Raw genomic sequence first — 17,547 nt, 5'->3', positions numbered from 1 at the left:
GCGGGTGGGCAACGAAATTGCAAATTTAGATTAAAACAACCCCAGTTGCGGCAGCGCCAACGTATCAAACTCTTTGCCGATAAAGGGCAAAATGCCGTCAGCAATCGGTTTTAACTGTTTATCAATATAATGATGGTAATCAATCGGGCTACGCAAATAATCGCAGGGTTCCGGGCCATTTACCGTGATCACGTATTCTATCCAGCCACCCCGCTGGTATTGCTCGGGACGCCCAAGTTTACGGTTTTCACTTTCTGCCATCCGCGCCGCGCGCACGTGCGGTGGCACATTTTTTTGATACTCTGCCAATGGTCGGCGCAGCCGTTTGCGATAGACCAATGCATCGTCATGCTCACCCTGGTTGGTACGCTCTACGATGTCGCGAATAAACCCGTCTACTTCGTCACCATCAAACACACGTTGGTACAACTGTTTTTGGAAGGTTTGTGCCAACGGGGTCCAATCGGTACGAACGGTTTCTAACCCCTTAAACACCAGTGTTGCCTCGCCAGACTGTCTGTCTACTACGCGGCCGGCGTAGCGCTTTTTACTACCCGTTTCTTGACCCCGAATGGTGGGCATGAGAAAGCGTTGGTAATGGGTTTCGTATTCGATTTCTAAGGCCGAGTCTAATCCATATGTGTCGCGTAAATGGCTTTGCCACCACCGATTGATTTCACTCACTAATTGCTGACCAATACGGTCCGCTTGTTCGCTCGATTGCTCACCGCCCAAGGACACAAACGTCGAGTCCGTATCGCCATATATGACCTCAAAGCCCTGCGCCTCAATCAATTCACGGGTGGTTTTCATGATTTCATGGCCACGCATGGTAATCGACGATGCCAAACGATGATCAAAAAACCGACACCCTTGTGAGCCCAGCACCCCATAAAAGGAATTCATTATGATTTTTATCGCTTGTGAAAAGGCTTTTTCACCGGCTTTTTTTGCTCGGTCGCGAGCTTGCCACAAATCATCAATCAAGGCGGGGAGGTAATGTTTTTCACGATGAAAGACGCCGCCTCGAAAGCCTGGCACCGTGTCCGCGTCCTGCCCTGCCTCTTGCGCTCTACGTCCTTCGATAAGCCCCAAGGGATCGATAAGGAAGGTGCGGATAATAGAGGGATACAGCGATTTGAAGTCCAAGACCAACACCGAGTGGTACAACCCAGGCTTTGAGTCCATCACATAACCGCCGGGGCTTGCTATCCACCCTTCACTGGCAAGGTTAGGCGCCACATATCCCGATCGGTGCAGGCGTGGTAAAAACAAGTTGGTAAAGGCCGCTACCGAGCCCCCTACACGGTCAAGCTCCACCCCGGTTAACCGCGATCGTTCAATGAGAAAGTCGAGTAAATGGGTGTGATCAAATATACGGTTGACTAAAACACAGTCTTGTAAGTTGTAGGTGGCCAGTGCGACTTTGTCGTGATGAAACATGCGATTGATGGAGGCCATGCGATCATGGGGATTATCAATCGCTTTTCCCTCTCCCAATAACGTTTGTGCAACCGCCTCTAGCGCCCATGAACGAAACCCATAAGTCGCGGTTTTTAGTGCGTCGATACCATCAATCACCACCCGCCCCGACAAACTGATAAAGCCAGGTTTATTGCTCCCCCCATCCCGCCAATAAGCTCGCTCTCCGCCGCGCCCAAGACGTAGATCACGTTGATAGATGTGGGCGCGCTTCACAAGCAAGCGAAAGTCAAAATCAATCACATTCCAACCCACCACAACGTCAGGATCGTAATAGGCAAACCATCTTTCTAGCGCGCTCAGTAATGCTTCTTCGTCATCGACCCACTCTATCCAATCAGGGGCATTGTCTTGCGGGCTGCCCACCATGATCACTCGGCTGTCTTTTTCACTCGCGAGCCCCACTGAATAAAGTTGCCCTTTTTGTGAGCATTCAATATCCAAAGACACATGATGCAATGCGGGGGTGTAGTCTGCTTGTTTCGCTTTGCCTTGCGTCACCTCTAGGTAACCTTGACGTTGACGTGCTTGACCGGTGAACAACAAGCTGCCACAAATGTACCGCTCCATTAAATAGCGGTCGGCGAGCCTAATATCCCCTTCATACAAAGGAATAGCCGCCCCGCTTATCACCCTCTGTCCCTCTTGCGCGCGCTTCACACTACTGAAATAACAAGCCGCCACGGGGGTGTGTTGAAAGGTGGATAATGACACCGCTTTACAGTAAGCGTGAGGATCAACCGATGGGAGTAAAGCATCCACTCGCGCTTTTTCTTCTTGAGGCACAAAAAACACGCTTTGCTGATCATCAATACACAGCTTTACGGGACCATCTGGCGTCGATAGCCACAGTACAATCGACGTGGTTTGGCCGCGATCACGCTGTTGGCGCGTGATCACGAAGCCTTGCTGCATGTAGGACGAAGAGAGTGAGGGCACAGGCGTTATCACGGTTGCATTGTGTAGGTCATGCGTTCAGTGTAACAAACCCCACCAACCACTGTATAGATAAACAGCCCTAAGTAAGTTGGTCGGGATCCTCAGCGCGCCCGGCAACGCCAATGACAACTACCCCAACCACCACGACCACAGCCGCGCTAGTGAGTCGCATATTCATCATGCTACTTTGATCCCAAGCCACCAGACCCATTAAGGCGAGCAAGACGGCCACCCAAATGAGCTGTTGTGCCAACAATCTCTGGGTTGACGCCATCATGCGCCAAAATACCCCAGCAGCGAACACAAACAATGCACCAGCAAGGACAGCAAACCCAACACCGCGCAGCGAAAGAAAACCATTGGGTAAGGTAAAGATGATTAGGGGCAACACCAACAATAAACTCATCCGTAAACTGGTCGCCACGATAACGTCGGCTTGATGAGCACCTTGGGTCACTTGCAGCCAAAAACTCGCCCATGCAGCACCACTAATCAGCCCTAGCACCATGCCTAACGGACTGGGGGCATACATGCCCGGCGCGAGTAAATATCCCAGTCCTGCGAAAATCAACATTAACCCCATCCACAACCAATGTTGATGCGTTGAACGGGATACCAGCCCCAAGACACCTTGCACACTCGCCACCACGACCAATCCCAAGGTGGCGATATCAAGTAATCGGCAGGCGAATACCGCGCTGGTCACCGCCAGGAAAAGCAAGCCTGCAAGGCGCCATGTGGTAAAAGGCGGCATTTGACGCGAGGCGAGAGCTTCCCCTTGCCAACGGTTGGCCACGTCCTTTAGCGGAGAAAATCGCTGCCCTACCAACGCCATGACGGCGGCAGATAACAACCAAAGGCCAATGTAACTGGCCGGATCAATCCATTGATTAATCACACGGCGGCCCACCTCGGCATTGATCACCGCAACCACAACCACCACTAACGCGCCAATGACACGATTCGCTCTTTTCATTCGTCCTCATACCTTATTACTGATTCTTTCAACAAGACCGAACGCAGCCACCCATTCTTTCAACCCTTTGTTGTCTCTTGCGGACGCGATACAATACGCGTTTGTTCGTTTCCGGGAAGTATGCATGTCAGATCCGAAAAGCAAAGCGCTCAAAAAAATTGCTAAGTGTCTCGAGCTCAGCAATTCCGCCAATGTGAATGAGGCAGCGCAGGCGATCAAAATGGCCGAGCGGCTGATGCGTAAGCATGGTCTCGACCAGGACGACATTGACTTCATCAGCATGGGCAAAACGCGCTCAGAAAAGCTATTACCCGCTTCAATTGGCCAATCGATCTTAAAAATCATTCGCGGTATCAATAGCCGGTTTGGGGTGGAGTGTGTGCTCGTCAATCACAAGGGGCTAAAGCAGGCCGAGTTTATTGGTGATGCAGACCGTGCCATCTTTGCGGCCTTTGCCTTCGATGTGGTCTATCGTGATATGAATGAACATATCGGCCAGTTTCGCAATAGCTTTGCAGGCACTGGCACCAGTACGCAAGAGGTGACGCGGCGCGTACAGTCATTTACCACAGGCTGGCTTGAGGGCGCGCTCGATAAACTTCCTCAGCTTGACGCGCGTGATAGCGACGACAAAATCAAAAGCTATATCGATAAAGAGTTCGCCAATATTGACCGCGAGACCTTTAAGCAGCAACTGAAAGAAGCCATGGCGGCCATGACCGATGATTACGAGCGTGGAATGAAAAAGGGCCGTGAAATCTCAGTCAGTCGTCCCGTAAGTGGTCAAGGCCCTCAAAAGCGTCTGACGGGAACCCGCAAGTCATAATCTTGTGGAGTGACAGGCCGGCTTATGTCCGGCCTGTGTCAACACTTTCCCATCGATAAGACACCTGTGTTAAACCTCGTCAAATCAAGGTTAAATCCCTTTTCTCCGGTTGAGTTACACTGCGCTGGCGTCTAGCCTAGGATCAGTGTCACGTTATCAATGGCTATTGGCGCTGCCCGCTGGCAGTCCAGTTGCTATGAGCTAATGTGAGCCTATAACAAGCAGCAAATGCGTAAAATAATTCTTCATATCCTTACTGAGGAGACAGTGGCATGAAAAAAATAGTGACAAGCCTAGGGTTATTAATCGCGGTGGCACCTACCGCCTATGCACAGCAAGACAGTGGCCTATATATGGGTGGCCGCATTGGTCCTTCGTTTTTAGAAGATAGCTGTGTGACTGACACCGATTGCGGAGATTCAGAGCTCGGCGCGGGGATAATCACCGGGTATGATTTCAACGATTGGTTTGCGCTCGAAGGCACCTATGATTACTTAGGCCGCTTTGATACCGCATTTGACCAATCAGGTACCACTGTTGGCGCCTCGGGCGATCTGACTGCGTTGACACTTGCGCCCAAGTTTTCTTATCACTTCAAACCTGATACGGCGCTTTACGGTAAGCTTGGTGGCGCCATGTGGGACTTTAATAGCAACGCCGGCGATCGTGATGATGTGTCACTGATGGGGGCGTTAGGTGTCGATCACCAAGCGACTGAAAAACTTAACGTTCGCCTTGAATATCAGCACATCAACGATATGGATGATGGCTACTTCTCAAGCGTCGATAACAATTTGGTCACTGTCGGTATGACGTATCACTTTGGACGCACTAACCACGAGCCAATGCCAGAGCCGATGGTTGAAGAGCCAGTGATGGAAGAGCCAGAGCCTGCACCAGAGCCACAACCCGTGGCTGAACCACAATCAATAGTGCTCTCGGAAGCCGGCGAAACCGAAATGTTTGGTTTTGATAAAGCCACACTCTCTGAACAAGCAGCGGCATCGTTACAGCCCTTAGTTGATCGCTTGCTTCGCCACGAAGAAGCCACCGCGACGATTGTGGGTCACACGGATAGCAAAGGCCCTGCGGCTTATAACCAGAAGCTGTCTGTTGAGCGCGCGCAAGCGGTGGCCGATGTGTTCTTGGATGCGGGTATCGATGCGAGCCGCCTCACCGTCGAAGGCAAAGGCGAAGCCGATCCCATCGCCAGTAACAACACGCCGGAAGGACGCGCACAAAACCGCCGCGTTGAGGTTACCTCGCCCGAGATCGTGTACGTGGAAGTCAATTAACGCCACCCGCGCTTAAAATGACTTAAACGCCCAACAGGCCACCGTTTGAGCGGTGGCCTGTTTTATTGTGCTCGCGAGATTAAAAATTGACGGAGGGCGCGACAACACCTTGTAAATGGTTCTGCATCAAACGGTCTATTTCGATTCTGTCTTGATCACTCACGCCCGCCACCCGCGGGTATCTTGGCGCTGAGCGATCGTTATGATAAGCGCCTTCCCATCCCTGAGTGGTGGTTAAAAAGGCGCGAGCAAAGTCCGTCGAATAGCGCAAACACCCTGCCATTACCGTATCCACATAGGATTGCGCAATCGGCTTATCTGCATCTGGGGCACGCCGTGCATCAGCAACGTATACATACACGGGACCATCCAGGATAACGTCTTCGGGCAAAACAATGTTTGATTCGGCTAACTGTAAACGCTGATAACCCGCTTCGCGCCGATCAAAATCGGGCAGTGATCCTGGGTCAATGTTTACCAATACCCCGTTGCATTCACCCTCCCCTTCAAGCACCACCAGCGGTGAGATAAATGCCTCACTCACATTGCTCCAGTGGCGGCTAAGTCCACTGACAGTCACCGGACAGGCCCACCCTGAGTCGCCTGTCAGCGCCCGTGAGGCTGGATTCATCAAACTCCCGTACCCAAATAGATACATGACGTTACAAACTCCTTTATTGCATTCGCTGGCAGAACCAGAGGCGCTGCCTTGCTTTTCTCACTGAAATTGCCAGAATATCCGGCAATGTTGTCAACAAGGAAGTGATAATGGAACCACTCGATAAGCTGGAAGCACATTTTAAGCGCCTTTCGCATTTTCAGCACCTTGCCGCAATCTGCGGTTGGGATCAAGCAACCATGATGCCAGAAGGCGGCAACAAGGCTCGCGCCGAAGCCATGGCAGAGCTCGCGCTGTATTGTCATCACCAACAGACACAACCCGAGCTGGGTGATTGGTTTGCAGATGTGGACGCAAAATCCTCGTCACTGACGACGACGCAAAACGTCAGTCTAGAAGAGATGAAGCGCGAGTGGCAGCAGGCCAGCGTGTTACCCGACACCTTGGTCAAAGCGAAGTCTTTGGCTGGGGCTAAATGCGAGCATGCTTGGCGCCAGCAGCGCCAAGACAACGATTGGCAAGGCTTCGCCAAAAACTTGAAAGAGGTGGTTGCGCTCGCGCGTGAAGAAGCTCATATTCGTGCCGATCAAAAGCTTTGCTCGCCTTATGATGCGCTGCTTGATTTGTATGAGCCGGGGATGACGGCAGAGCGTATTGATGAAGTGTTTGGTGCACTCAAACAATGGCTGCCGGAAACTATCCAAGCCGTGGTCGACAAGCAAGCCAAGCAGCCAGCCATCACGCCTAATGGCCCCTTCCCGCAAGCGCAACAAAAAGCCCTAGGTGAGCAAATCATGAAGCAGCTTGGGTTTAGTTTTGCCCATGGTCGCCTTGATGTCAGCACCCACCCATTCTGCGGCGGCGTGCCCTCCGATATACGGATTACCACCCGCTATGATGAGCAAGATTTTACCTCCGCCTTGATGGGTGTGATTCATGAAACCGGCCATGCGCGTTATGAGCAAGGACTACCTAAAGACCTAGCCGGTTTACCGGTTGGCCAAGCACGCTCAATGGGCGTACACGAAAGTCAAAGCCTATTTTTTGAAATGCAGCTCGCCCGCAGCGAACCCTTCGCAACATTAATCTGTCAGCAAGCCAAGCAGGCCTTTAACCGCCAAGACGATCCCGCGTTTCAGGTCGAAAACCTCCACCGCGTGCTCACTCAGGTATCACCTGGCTATATCCGCGTCGACGCCGACGAGGTCACCTACCCCGCGCACATTATGCTGCGCTATGACATTGAACGCGATCTGATCAGTGGCAAGATGGAGGTCGAGCATATCCCTGAGCGCTGGGACAACGCAATGCAGCAATACCTTGGCCTCAGCACCGCCGGGAATTTCAAAAACGGCTGCATGCAAGATATCCACTGGACCGATGGCAGCTTTGGCTACTTCCCAACCTATACGCTGGGGGCCCTCTATGCCGCACAATTGATGCAAGCGATGCGCCAGCAGTTGGACGTGGATGGCATTATCGCCAGCGGCAATCTGTCACCGATTTTTGATTGGCTGTCCCAACATATCTGGCAACGCGCCAGCACCACCTCAACCGATAACCTACTCAAAGACGCCACCGGCGAAGCCCTTAACCCCGCCCACTTTCGCGACTACATTCAAGGGCGGTATTTGTAAGCCTCTCTACATTCCCCACGCCAGCCCAGCTGGCTTGGGTTTCTTCAGGTTAATCTGTTAATTCCATCACATTTCTGTACAATGCGCGCTCAGTCATATTTATCTTTACACCCTCCTCGCTGGGCCGTGAATTTATCGCTTGTCATAAACGATACGGGCCTTGGTTGAGTACAGTCGCTAGGAAACTCTTTTGATTTCAATCGCCAATATCACCATGCAATTTGGTGCCGAGCCGCTATTCGAAAACATCTCTGCCAAATTTGGTAACGGAAACCGCTACGGGTTAATCGGTGCCAATGGTTGTGGCAAATCAACCCTGATGAAAATCATGAGTGGTGCCCTCACGCCTACCGCAGGCAATGTGTCCGTCACCCCAGGACAAACCTTGGGCGAGCTCAGCCAGGACCAATTTGCCTATGAGCAGTATTCAGTGATTGATACGGTGATGATGGGTGACCGCAAGCTGTGGGAAATCAAGCAAGAGCGAGAGCGCATTTATTCTCTGCCGGAAATGAGCGAAGAAGACGGTATGGCCGTGGCTGAACTAGAAAGCCAGTTCGCCGAAATGGACGGTTACACCGCCGAGAGCCGCGCGGGCGACATTCTGCTACAAGCGGGTATTGCCGAAGAGCTGCATTTTGGCTTGATGTCGCAAGTCGCACCGGGCTGGAAGCTACGCGTGCTGCTCGCGCAAGCGCTGTTCGCCAACCCTGATATTTTGCTGTTGGATGAGCCGACCAACAACTTGGATATTCACACCATCAACTGGTTGGCCGGTGAGCTTCAGCAGCGCCAGTGCACCATGATTATCATTTCTCACGATCGTCATTTCCTTAACGCCACGTGCACACACATGGCCGATATCGATTTTGGTGAGCTTCGTGTTTACCCCGGCAACTACGATGACTTTGTCGCAGCATCTAGCTTGGCACGCGAGCAATTACTGGCCAGCAATGCCAAAAAAGAAGCCGAACTGAGTGAGCTGCAAGACTTTGTGAACCGTTTTGGGGCCAATGCCTCCAAAGCCAAACAGGCCAGCTCTCGCGCGAAACGCATGGAAAAAATCCAACTTGATGAAGTCAAAGCATCCAGTCGCGTGCACCCGTATATCCAATTTACGGAAAGTAAAAAGCTGCATCGTCAAGCGGTCGAATTGCGCGAGGTAGGCCATGCCTTTGACGATTCTCCCCTGTTCCGCGGTGGCCACTTCTTACTGGAAGCCGGCTCGCGTCTCGCCATTATTGGCGAAAACGGGGTGGGTAAATCAACGCTGCTACGCTGTTTGGTCGGTGAGCTTGCGCAAAGCGAGGGCACGATCAAATGGTCAGAGAACGCATCCATTGGTTACTGTGCGCAAGATAACAGCGCTGAGTTTGATAACGATCTCACCGTGTTTGAGTGGATGTCGCAGTGGCGTACGGCCAAGCACGATGATTTGATGGTTCGTGGCATTTTAGGCCGATTACTGTTTTCGGCTGATGATGTGAATAAAAAAGCCAAAAGCTGTTCAGGGGGCGAGAAAAACCGCCTGATGTTTGGCAAATTGATGATGCAAGATATCAATGTGATTGTGATGGATGAGCCGACTAACCACATGGATATGGAAGCCATCGAATCTCTCAACAAAGGGCTAGAGCAATTCCCTGGCACCTTAATTTTTGTCAGCCACGACCGTGAATTTGTTTCCTCACTGGCCACCGACATTATTGAGATAAAAGATCAGCAATTGATCCACTTTAATGGCAGTTACGATGAGTACCTCGCCCATTTAGAAAAAGTGCGTGCCGTGGCTTAACGCTGAGACTCGCCAACACTTTGCCGCTGAGGTGCTTTATTTCAGCGGCGATCCTCGCTATACCTAGATCACGGTTCTCTTTTCTGCTTAATGGATGATCATGATGAAATACGCGGCGACCTTTCTGACGCTCTCAAGTCTTATTTTCGCAACACCAAGCTACGCACTGTTCGGCCAAGGCGATAAAACGACCGATGTGATGACGCAAATGGCGACGCAATTCGCGGATGACCAGGCCAGCCAATCTCCCCTTGTCCAGTCGATTACCGACCAAGTGGATGTAAGCTCAACGCAAGCCGCCGGCGGCGCCAGTGCATTGTTAGCGATGGCAGCTAATAACCTCACCGGTAACAACCAACAAGAGCTTGCCAATCTCCGCCCCGATTTAACATCACTGTCTTCGCTACTTGGCGGTTCAGGCGTCAGCAGCGGCATTGGCTCCATCAGTGCATTATACGACGTCACACAGCAGCTCGGGATTGACCCTGCAACGCTTCAACAATTTGTGCCCATTGTGCTTGAGTACCTTGGGCAACAAGGTGCCAGTCAAGGGTTGCTCAGTTCCCTTACCCAACTTTGGCCCTAACCTCACACTCGCTTTCCACACGCGGCCTTGAGGGTCGCGTGTTTATTTAACAAACCGGCAAGAAAAAAGCATCGAGACGCGTTATCATATCCGCCTTGTTGTTCAACGCCGTGTGATTATGCCTACCTTTTCTCTCTCTGCGATCCCCATCGGGATCCGCTATATGCTCCTCTCTGCACTCGGGTTCGCGCTCATGTCGGCCTGTGTGAAATATGTCAGCATCAACGGCATCCCAGTGTTTGAGATTGTGGCATCGCGAGCCTTGGTCTCGCTAATCATCAGTTATACCGATGTCAGACGCAAAGGCCTATCACCTTGGGGCAACAACAAACCGTTACTTTTATTGCGCGGCGTATTGGGAACCATGGCATTAATGTGTGTGTATTATGCGGTAACGACGCTGCCACTCGCCGAAGCCACCGTGTTGCAATACACCCACCCAGTATTTACCGCCATCCTAGGGCTCGTGCTGCTCAAAGAGCGTTTACAAGGGGCGACGTTAGTGTGTATCGCCCTGTGTTTAACCGGGCTCTATATTATGGTGCAACCTAACCTCAATGCATCCATTGACGATGCGCTTCCTACCTTTAGCGTGGTAGTGGCGTTAATGGGCGCATTCGGCAGCTCGATTGCCTATGTGATTGTGCGCAAACTCAGTCGCACCGAAGACAGCTCAGTGATCATCTTGTATTTCCCCATGATCGCCTTACCGGTTTCCACCGTGCTGATGTGGCCGTCTTTTGTACTGCCCAGCCTGTCACTGACCTTGCTGTTGGTGTTAGTCGGCGTCTTTACCCAAGTTGGCCAATACGGCTTAACTAAAGCGATGCAAACCCAACAAGCGGGACAAGCCTCTGCCTACGCCTATATTCAAATCGTCTTTTCGACATTAATTGGGGTATGGATATTTAACGAAGTGCCCTCGATCTGGACATATATCGGTGGGGGGCTAATTGTCTCTGGCGCGTTGTTCAATGCAATGGGGCATCGTCTCTTTAGAAGACGCGCGAGTGTTTAGTTTCGCGCCCGCTTAGAAATCAGATGACCGTGAGAGCGCGCTCTAAATAGACACCCGCTCCCTCGGGGTGAATGGCTGCTTGCCTGCCCCAGGCAAGCAGCCCAAAGTGCGGCTATTCCGTGCGAATATGTCGAATAGCGCCACTGAGCGAGTCAACATTCTCTTTCAAGTTAGAGACAATCGGGCCTAATTGCTCGATCGCCTCATTCATGTCACTCGACAAGTTCTTTATATTCGATAAGTTGCCAGAAATTTCGTCACTGACAGACAGCTGCTCTTCGGTCGCTGAGGCAATCGAGGTATTGAGACGATGTATTTCTATTGCCGACTCTTTGATTGTCCCCAAGGCGTCGTTCGCCGTGGTCATATTCTCACGTGTGGATGAGATCTTTTCAGCATTGATACGAATAGTTTGTGTCGACTGCTCGGCTTTACCTTGCAGACCACCGATCATTTCCTCTATTTCGCCAGCCGACTTTTGCGTGCGCTGTGCGAGTGATCTAACTTCATCCGCCACCACCGCAAAGCCGCGGCCTTGGTCACCTGCACGTGCCGCCTCAATAGCCGCATTAAGGGCCAACAAGTTTGTTTGCTCAGCGATGTCTTTAATCACGTCCAAAACATTACCAACATTGGTCGATTCATCAGCCAATTCTTGAATGACTTCCGAGGTTTTCTTGAACTCCGTTTCCAAGCTACCGAATTCTAGCATTGTTTTGTCAAACACCTCTTTACTCGAACCAGTTTCTTGCTCGGTATTGCCCGCATATTTTTCCGCCATCGACGTATTTTCCGCGACCGTTGATAATGCAGAGGTCATTTCTTCCATCGCGGTCGCAGCCATTTCCAATTCCTGATTCTGCTGGCTCGACACCTTAGCGTTTTTATCCGTGATGTTCACCAAGCTATCTGTGATCTGGGAAATCATATGGTTAACAGTATTGATTTTTTCAATGGTCGACGAATAGCTAGTGATAACTTTATTTACCGTGCTACCAATCGTGCCAATTTCATTATTTTTGCTATCATCAACACGCAACGTTAGATCTGAGTTGTCATCAACGCTTTTAAGGGTAGATGCCATTCTATCAATGGGGTTAACAACATTACGCTTGGTGACCACATAACCCAGTACAGCAATCACAACCACAACGGCCAACGAAATATTGCCAATGAGAACGGTTTTTTTCACGCTAGCCGCCGCCTGATTAAATTGCGCATTGGTTCGTGTTTCCAATGCCACAAAAAAACGCTCGATAGGCTTCATGATCTTTGCTTTTTCTTGGTGATATTGCGGGCTGTGTAACAAGTCGATCGCCATTTGCCTATCTGGCTCGCCACGAACGGTATAGTTACCGCTACTGTCCGGATAAAGCCCTTTGACCGCATTCATGGCTTTCACTTCCATATTCACCAATCCATCAGAGTTAGCCTGAGCTTTTTTAAGAAGATCAAACTCTTTCTCCGTAAAACCAAGCGCCTGCATACGCTGGTTTAACGCGATTTTCTCTCCATCAGGTTTTGGCTTTTGCCCATAATCTAATACTAAATCCCAATAAATGGTGTGATAATCTTCAGGGCGAGGTTTCTCTCCGTTGCGAATAGCGAGGATATCCATGTACATCTTTTCGTACTTTTCATCTCCCGTCACCACATACGTTCTACCCAAACGGGTTAAATCATCAGAGCTCTGCCTTAATTCATCGGCCGTTTGGTACGATTCATATCGCACCTGAGCCATTTCATCGACTTTATTCATCAGGCCGTTGAGTTGAATAATAGTTATAAAACTAACGACAATCCCTGCCCCAATAATAAAGAACACTAACTTCATGGTGTTATTGATGTTCATATCCAACTCCTGCCACTCAACAACAGACAACATCGACCAAAATGCCACTACCGTTTGATCGTAGAATAGATTCTCGCCATCAATTAAAAAAAGCTGGACAGAAAAAGTCTCGCTATCAATTAGTTTTTGATTACTCAATAGAAATAAACGCAACGATTAATGTAGGGCCATAAAGTTAAGTGGCTCAGAGATACATTAAACTAGTCATTTCAATGAAAAAGCCAGACAGGCAGCATCGCCAATGGCACCACCGACGTTAACGTTCACGTAGGTCGACAAGCGCCAGTATGATGTGAGTTATAGGTACCTGGCCGACGCGCACCCGTTGGCAATGTCCCCTATCCAACATAGTGCTGGGCTTGTGTCACCTACGCTGCCTATGCGGCAGTGAACACGGCGGAGATTAGCATTTACTTGGTCGGTCATTTCTAAGCTGCCTGTGCGGCAGTGAACCATCAAGCTGACCGCCGGATTAGACGGCGCAGTTTCTAAGCTGCCTATGCGTAGGTCGGACAAGCGCCAGTGCAATGTCAGCCATCTATTACCCAAGCGGACTACGCGCCTCCGACATCGGCGCCAACGATTAACCTCAACCGTGACAAGCGCGCGTTCATGAACGAATATCGGTGCTTTCTAAGCTGCCTGTGCGGCAGTGAACCAGCAGCGCACTGGTCATAACCTGATGAGCACTTTCTAAGCTGCCTGTGCGGCAGTGAACAATAGAATAACGTAATAATAGCTCGGAACAACAGGCTATTAGGATAAAAATGCTCTGTTACCCTTGTTTAAAATGGCCTTTCTTAACTAGCTGTATTTATTGTTTATTTTTAAATAGCCAAAAAATAAGGGTCATAAGGGGTTTAGGCATCCCCACTTATTGATCCGCGTTGCTCAACGTATACGTAATTATTAGTCCAATGCGAGGAGGAGACTATGCGACTGACTGAACCTGGTGACGTAGACCGGATTATTGAAATGGCGTGGGAAGATAGGACCCCGTTTGAGGCGATTGAAGCACTCTATGGGCTACGCCAAGATGATGTGATTGCTTTAATGCGACGTGAATTGAAACCGCGTAGTTTCAAAGTATGGCGTGCGCGTACACGTGGTCGCAAAACCAAGCACACTGCCCTGCGTTCAAAGAGCGTGATGCGTAGCCATTGCAAGACACAATACAAGCTTAAAGCCGCCAAAAAGTGACCATGTTGACGATAAGTGACAGCATCACCGCATCAGAATATGGGTGAATACAGTCTCTACGCGGTGTTAAACCAAAGTGACAGCCAATTTGTCACTTTCTTGTAACACTCACCTACCCCATCTCAAGCTCAACAGGTCCGTACTATAATCTTTATTTTCAATAATTTACCAAGTTAAACACCGACTAATCCAACCGGTTATCCACAGTTTCTGTTGATAGTAAACGCGGAACGATAAACTTAATTTTTACTTTATTATCAGAACTTTAAACACAAAAAACGGTTTTTTATAGAAAATTCTTGACGGCTGGGCGGATAAAGGTGCAATCCATACGGTTAATCGAGCCAACGGCGTGCTACTTCCATCAATAACTTATCTTTAAAAGGGTGAGCCAATAATGTCACGCCATAAGGTGTGTTTTGATGCTCAAATAACGGGATAGTGAGCTGGGGTAAGCCACATACATCCGCCAGCGCCATGAGTCGTCGCTGGGATAAGTTAAACGCATCACCGTCTGACGCATCCGCATCACGAGGTAAAATGGCGCCCGGTGTGGATGGGATCAGTAATACTTTATCACTTGGCCACATGGCACAAACGGTATCTCTCAACTGCTTGCGGGTTTTCTTCGCCTGATAATGCGCTTTGTAGGCGACAGCTTGTAAGCGGTCTAAATACTGTTGCGTTGAGGTGGGCAAATCAAGCTTGGCCTGTTTCAACCATGCGCCGTACATCAACAGAAATTCTTGGCTGGCAATTGACACCTGCGCATTTTCAAGCCGCGACAGCACCAGTTTGTTCATGGTCAACGTCGACTCTTGCGGTAAGCTTAAATGCTCAAGATGCTGATAAACCTGCGCCATCGCTTCATCACTGTAGAATAACGCAAAAACCGCTTCGGCGATGACCACGCCTTGGATATTCGTCACGGCGGAGGACGGCTTGGCCACCAGCTCTTGGAACTGACTTAGCGGGCCAAGCGCCGCGCTGCACACACCCACATTATCAAAGGTTTCTGCGACAGAGATGATCCCCTGGGTATCGATAAGGCTTGGCGTGGGACGATATCCGAACAGTCCACAGTGTGCAGCAGGGATCCGTACGCCGCCAAATGCATCGTTACCAATGCCCAAATCCGCCAGTTTTTTTGCCACCGCCACTGCGATACCTGCGTTTGCCCCTCCGACGCGGTATTGGCGGAAGTGAGGGTTGCGAAGCTCCGCATAAAACGGATTAAAACCGGTAATACTGAAGCCTAAAGGATCCATTTGCAGCTGCCCAATCAAGCTGGCGCCCTGGGCCATCATAGTTTTGACAACCGCAGCGTCTTGGCTGGCGGCGGTGCGTCCCTCAGACCATGAGGGGATCCCGATACCAGCGACATGTTCCTCAACAGACACCGAGTGGGACACTGCCAGTTTATAACGCCGAAATACCCCATTTAGGCTGTCTTGACGTGGTGGATCGAACGGGTGCGCAAACATCGCTTGATCGAGCATGTATACAGGCCTCATCAGTCACGCTTATTACTTATTGAACAGTGTAATACATGTGCGTGAAATCAGACGCTATTTCACGGTTTTCCGCTCTGATATCTTGAGCGTGTCCACTCGCGGTCTGCGATCTCGCTATCGATTTCCGTGCGAGGCAATGATTAAAGCGATGTGAGATGCGTGCCTAGTCACGATACTGTTTATAAGTTTACCGCGGTTAAACCTGGTACTTGTCGACAGGATTGTTCAAAAGCGCTGAGTTTGGGCGCCAAGTCAGCACTAACGAAGGTGTGTTCGAGTATTTGTACCTTACGTGCCAACTGCCAACTATCCACCGATGCCCCCTGCCCGTAAGGGATGGCATAAACATGAAAATGCTGACGCTGTGCCACGTAATCCAAGTTTGGTGGCACACGAAGCGGCTGATAGCCCTGATTAAGGTAGATATAAAACTCGCCCATACAATTCGCGACCACATATGACCCTTGCTCACTGCGTAAGGCCAAGTAAGGCCGTGCGGTCTCTGCATATTGATTGATATGCCACTGATTCGCGTCAGGGTTAAGCTGAATCATCGGGGCAACGGGTATCGCTGGTGCAGGCGCCGCCTGAGGCTGAGGCTCATTATTCGCTTGCGTGGGCTGAGACTCTGAGGGCGCTGGGTCGATAATACGTACACGTTGTGCGGTCTGGTCCTGATCTTGCCCCCAAAAGCGGTCAACCCATTGCTGCCATTGGCCCAATGGGCTTATCAGCAGCGCCATCATGGCCCAAGACACAAGCACCCAGCGCCAAGATAAACCAGGTTTGGCTGGCTTTAATGTCACTGGTGTCGCTTTGCGAGTGAGATCAGTTTCCAATTGCTCTGCGCGCGATAGCGCTTCTTTTAACTCACGGTTCACCTGTACCAGGTCTTTTTTACGTTGGTCCTGCTCGCGCTGTAACGCGTGATGCTGAGATTCCAATGAGTGATGCTGTCGCTCAAGCTTTTGGTATTGCTCGCGCCATTGGCGGTTATCAAATTCGAGTTTGGCAATTTTGGCTGTCAAGTGTGCGGGGATTTGAGTATTGGCTTGGCGAGACTTCAATGTCCGATTTTCTTGTTGTAGCGCCGCCAGTTCTTTTTGTAGATGCGCAATTTGGCTACGCAATGCTGCCTGACTGGCACCACTTAGCGACTGACCCAGCGCACTGCCCTCGCCTTTACCTGACTTAACCGCTTGATAGGCTTCACTGACCAGCTGCATTAGCCCCGTACTGCCTCCTTTATCTGGATGTACGCGGCTAGAAAGTCGCTTATAGCGCTGTTTTATTTGCTCGGCATTGTCGCCAGCGTTCACGCCTAAAAGTTCGTTCCACGTGGTCATGCTGCTGCTCGTTATCCTACTCGTTGCCTGTCCAGATTAGCCAATTTATCGGCCAATGTGGGAAAAAATTAACCCCTTTCATCTTGTTTTCAAGTTAACAAACTCGGCGAAGGCATACGTCGACATCTCTGTTGTTAGAAATAAATACTAAAAGTTTGTGTTTTTTGCCATTAAGAAAGAATTATTCCCCATTCACTGATTTTTGCATTGCATTCATATTTCTGTGATCTATCATACTTTCCGTCATAACGACGTTCCGATGAAGACAGCAGGAGAGAGGTGGCTGACGCCATCCGCCGAAGAAGTAAATCTTTCAGGCACTTAATTGTATGGACTGCTGTTGGAGGAGACTCTGGAGAGACCCGTTAGTTCGGGCGCCGAAGGAGCAAGCTTGTTTTCAAGTGAAACTCTCAGGCAAAAGGACAGAGGAGATACCCACCCCAATATGTAGCACTTTTGTTA

General features: G+C 50.3%; 13 protein-coding genes and 1 riboswitch. Of the genes, 7 read left to right on the top strand and 6 right to left on the bottom strand.

The genetic code is table 11. The features are described 5' to 3' along the window. Positions 1 to 30: 30 nt before the first annotated feature. Positions 31 to 2,397 (bottom strand): DNA polymerase II, encoded by a 2,367-nt coding sequence (locus tag WN56_RS00895; protein ID WP_046073179.1) that lies wholly within the window; start codon positions 2,395 to 2,397, stop codon positions 31 to 33. 103 nt (positions 2,398 to 2,500) lie between these two features. After that, complete coding sequence (locus WN56_RS00890) at positions 2,501 to 3,397, bottom strand: hypothetical protein (RefSeq protein ID WP_046073178.1); 897 nt, start codon at positions 3,395 to 3,397, stop codon at positions 2,501 to 2,503. Positions 3,398 to 3,521: 124 nt separating this feature from the next. Here WN56_RS00890 and WN56_RS00885 point away from each other — a divergent pair, with 124 nt between their 5' ends. Both WN56_RS00885 and WN56_RS00880 read left to right on the top strand, forming a co-directional pair. After that, entirely contained in the window at positions 3,522 to 4,223 is a 702-nt protein-coding gene (locus WN56_RS00885; RefSeq protein ID WP_046073177.1) for a DUF2786 domain-containing protein, read from the top strand. A gap of 272 nt (positions 4,224 to 4,495) precedes the next feature. Continuing rightward, positions 4,496 to 5,518 carry an OmpA family protein gene (locus tag WN56_RS00880; RefSeq protein ID WP_046073176.1) on the top strand — a complete coding sequence of 341 codons (1,023 nt, stop codon included), beginning with the start codon at positions 4,496 to 4,498 and terminating at the stop codon, positions 5,516 to 5,518. A gap of 79 nt (positions 5,519 to 5,597) precedes the next feature. On the opposite strand, the gene WN56_RS00875 is transcribed toward WN56_RS00880, so the two are convergent. Next, on the bottom strand, positions 5,598 to 6,176 hold the full coding sequence (locus WN56_RS00875) for a gamma-glutamylcyclotransferase family protein (protein WP_046073175.1): 579 nt from the start codon (positions 6,174 to 6,176) through the stop codon (positions 5,598 to 5,600). A 110-nt stretch (positions 6,177 to 6,286) separates the two neighbouring features. Between WN56_RS00875 and WN56_RS00870 the strand changes: the two genes are divergently transcribed. From WN56_RS00870 to WN56_RS00855, 4 genes are all read left to right on the top strand, one after another. Beyond that, the gene (locus WN56_RS00870; protein ID WP_046073174.1) at positions 6,287 to 7,774 is read left to right on the top strand and encodes a carboxypeptidase M32; all 1,488 of its coding nucleotides are present in this window, start codon (positions 6,287 to 6,289) and stop codon (positions 7,772 to 7,774) included. Positions 7,775 to 7,964: 190 nt separating this feature from the next. Further along, on the top strand, positions 7,965 to 9,569 hold the full coding sequence (locus WN56_RS00865) for an ABC-F family ATPase (RefSeq protein WP_077577774.1): 1,605 nt from the start codon (positions 7,965 to 7,967) through the stop codon (positions 9,567 to 9,569). 100 nt (positions 9,570 to 9,669) lie between these two features. Beyond that, entirely contained in the window at positions 9,670 to 10,155 is a 486-nt protein-coding gene (locus WN56_RS00860; RefSeq protein ID WP_231637371.1) for a DUF2780 domain-containing protein, read from the top strand. Positions 10,156 to 10,273: 118 nt separating this feature from the next. Next, the gene (locus tag WN56_RS00855) at positions 10,274 to 11,173 is read left to right on the top strand and encodes a DMT family transporter (RefSeq protein ID WP_082084403.1); all 900 of its coding nucleotides are present in this window, start codon (positions 10,274 to 10,276) and stop codon (positions 11,171 to 11,173) included. A 112-nt stretch (positions 11,174 to 11,285) separates the two neighbouring features. Here the strand turns inward: WN56_RS00855 and WN56_RS00850 are convergent, their stop codons facing one another. Next, a complete protein-coding gene (locus tag WN56_RS00850; RefSeq protein ID WP_046073171.1) occupies positions 11,286 to 13,025 on the bottom strand; it encodes a methyl-accepting chemotaxis protein in 1,740 nt (579 codons plus the stop codon). A 933-nt stretch (positions 13,026 to 13,958) separates the two neighbouring features. Here WN56_RS00850 and WN56_RS00845 point away from each other — a divergent pair. Next, complete coding sequence (locus WN56_RS00845) at positions 13,959 to 14,225, top strand: TIGR03643 family protein (RefSeq protein ID WP_046073170.1); 267 nt, start codon at positions 13,959 to 13,961, stop codon at positions 14,223 to 14,225. A 335-nt stretch (positions 14,226 to 14,560) separates the two neighbouring features. On the opposite strand, the gene WN56_RS16515 is transcribed toward WN56_RS00845, so the two are convergent. Beyond that, positions 14,561 to 15,739, bottom strand: a complete 1,179-nt coding sequence (locus WN56_RS16515; protein WP_082084402.1) for an amidase family protein — start codon at positions 15,737 to 15,739, stop codon at positions 14,561 to 14,563. A 179-nt stretch (positions 15,740 to 15,918) separates the two neighbouring features. After that, positions 15,919 to 17,085 (bottom strand): J domain-containing protein, encoded by a 1,167-nt coding sequence (locus tag WN56_RS00835; protein WP_046073169.1) that lies wholly within the window; start codon positions 17,083 to 17,085, stop codon positions 15,919 to 15,921. Between the two features lie 342 nt (positions 17,086 to 17,427). Then, a riboswitch (glycine riboswitch) is annotated at positions 17,428 to 17,521 on the top strand. The last annotated feature ends 26 nt before the right edge of the window (positions 17,522 to 17,547 follow it).

It is taken from the genome of Salinivibrio sp. KP-1, assembly GCF_000968645.1.
Taxonomy (GTDB): domain Bacteria; phylum Pseudomonadota; class Gammaproteobacteria; order Enterobacterales; family Vibrionaceae; genus Salinivibrio; species Salinivibrio siamensis.
Note: the sequence above shows the minus strand (reverse complement) of the source record. Positions and strands in the feature narration are given on the sequence as shown.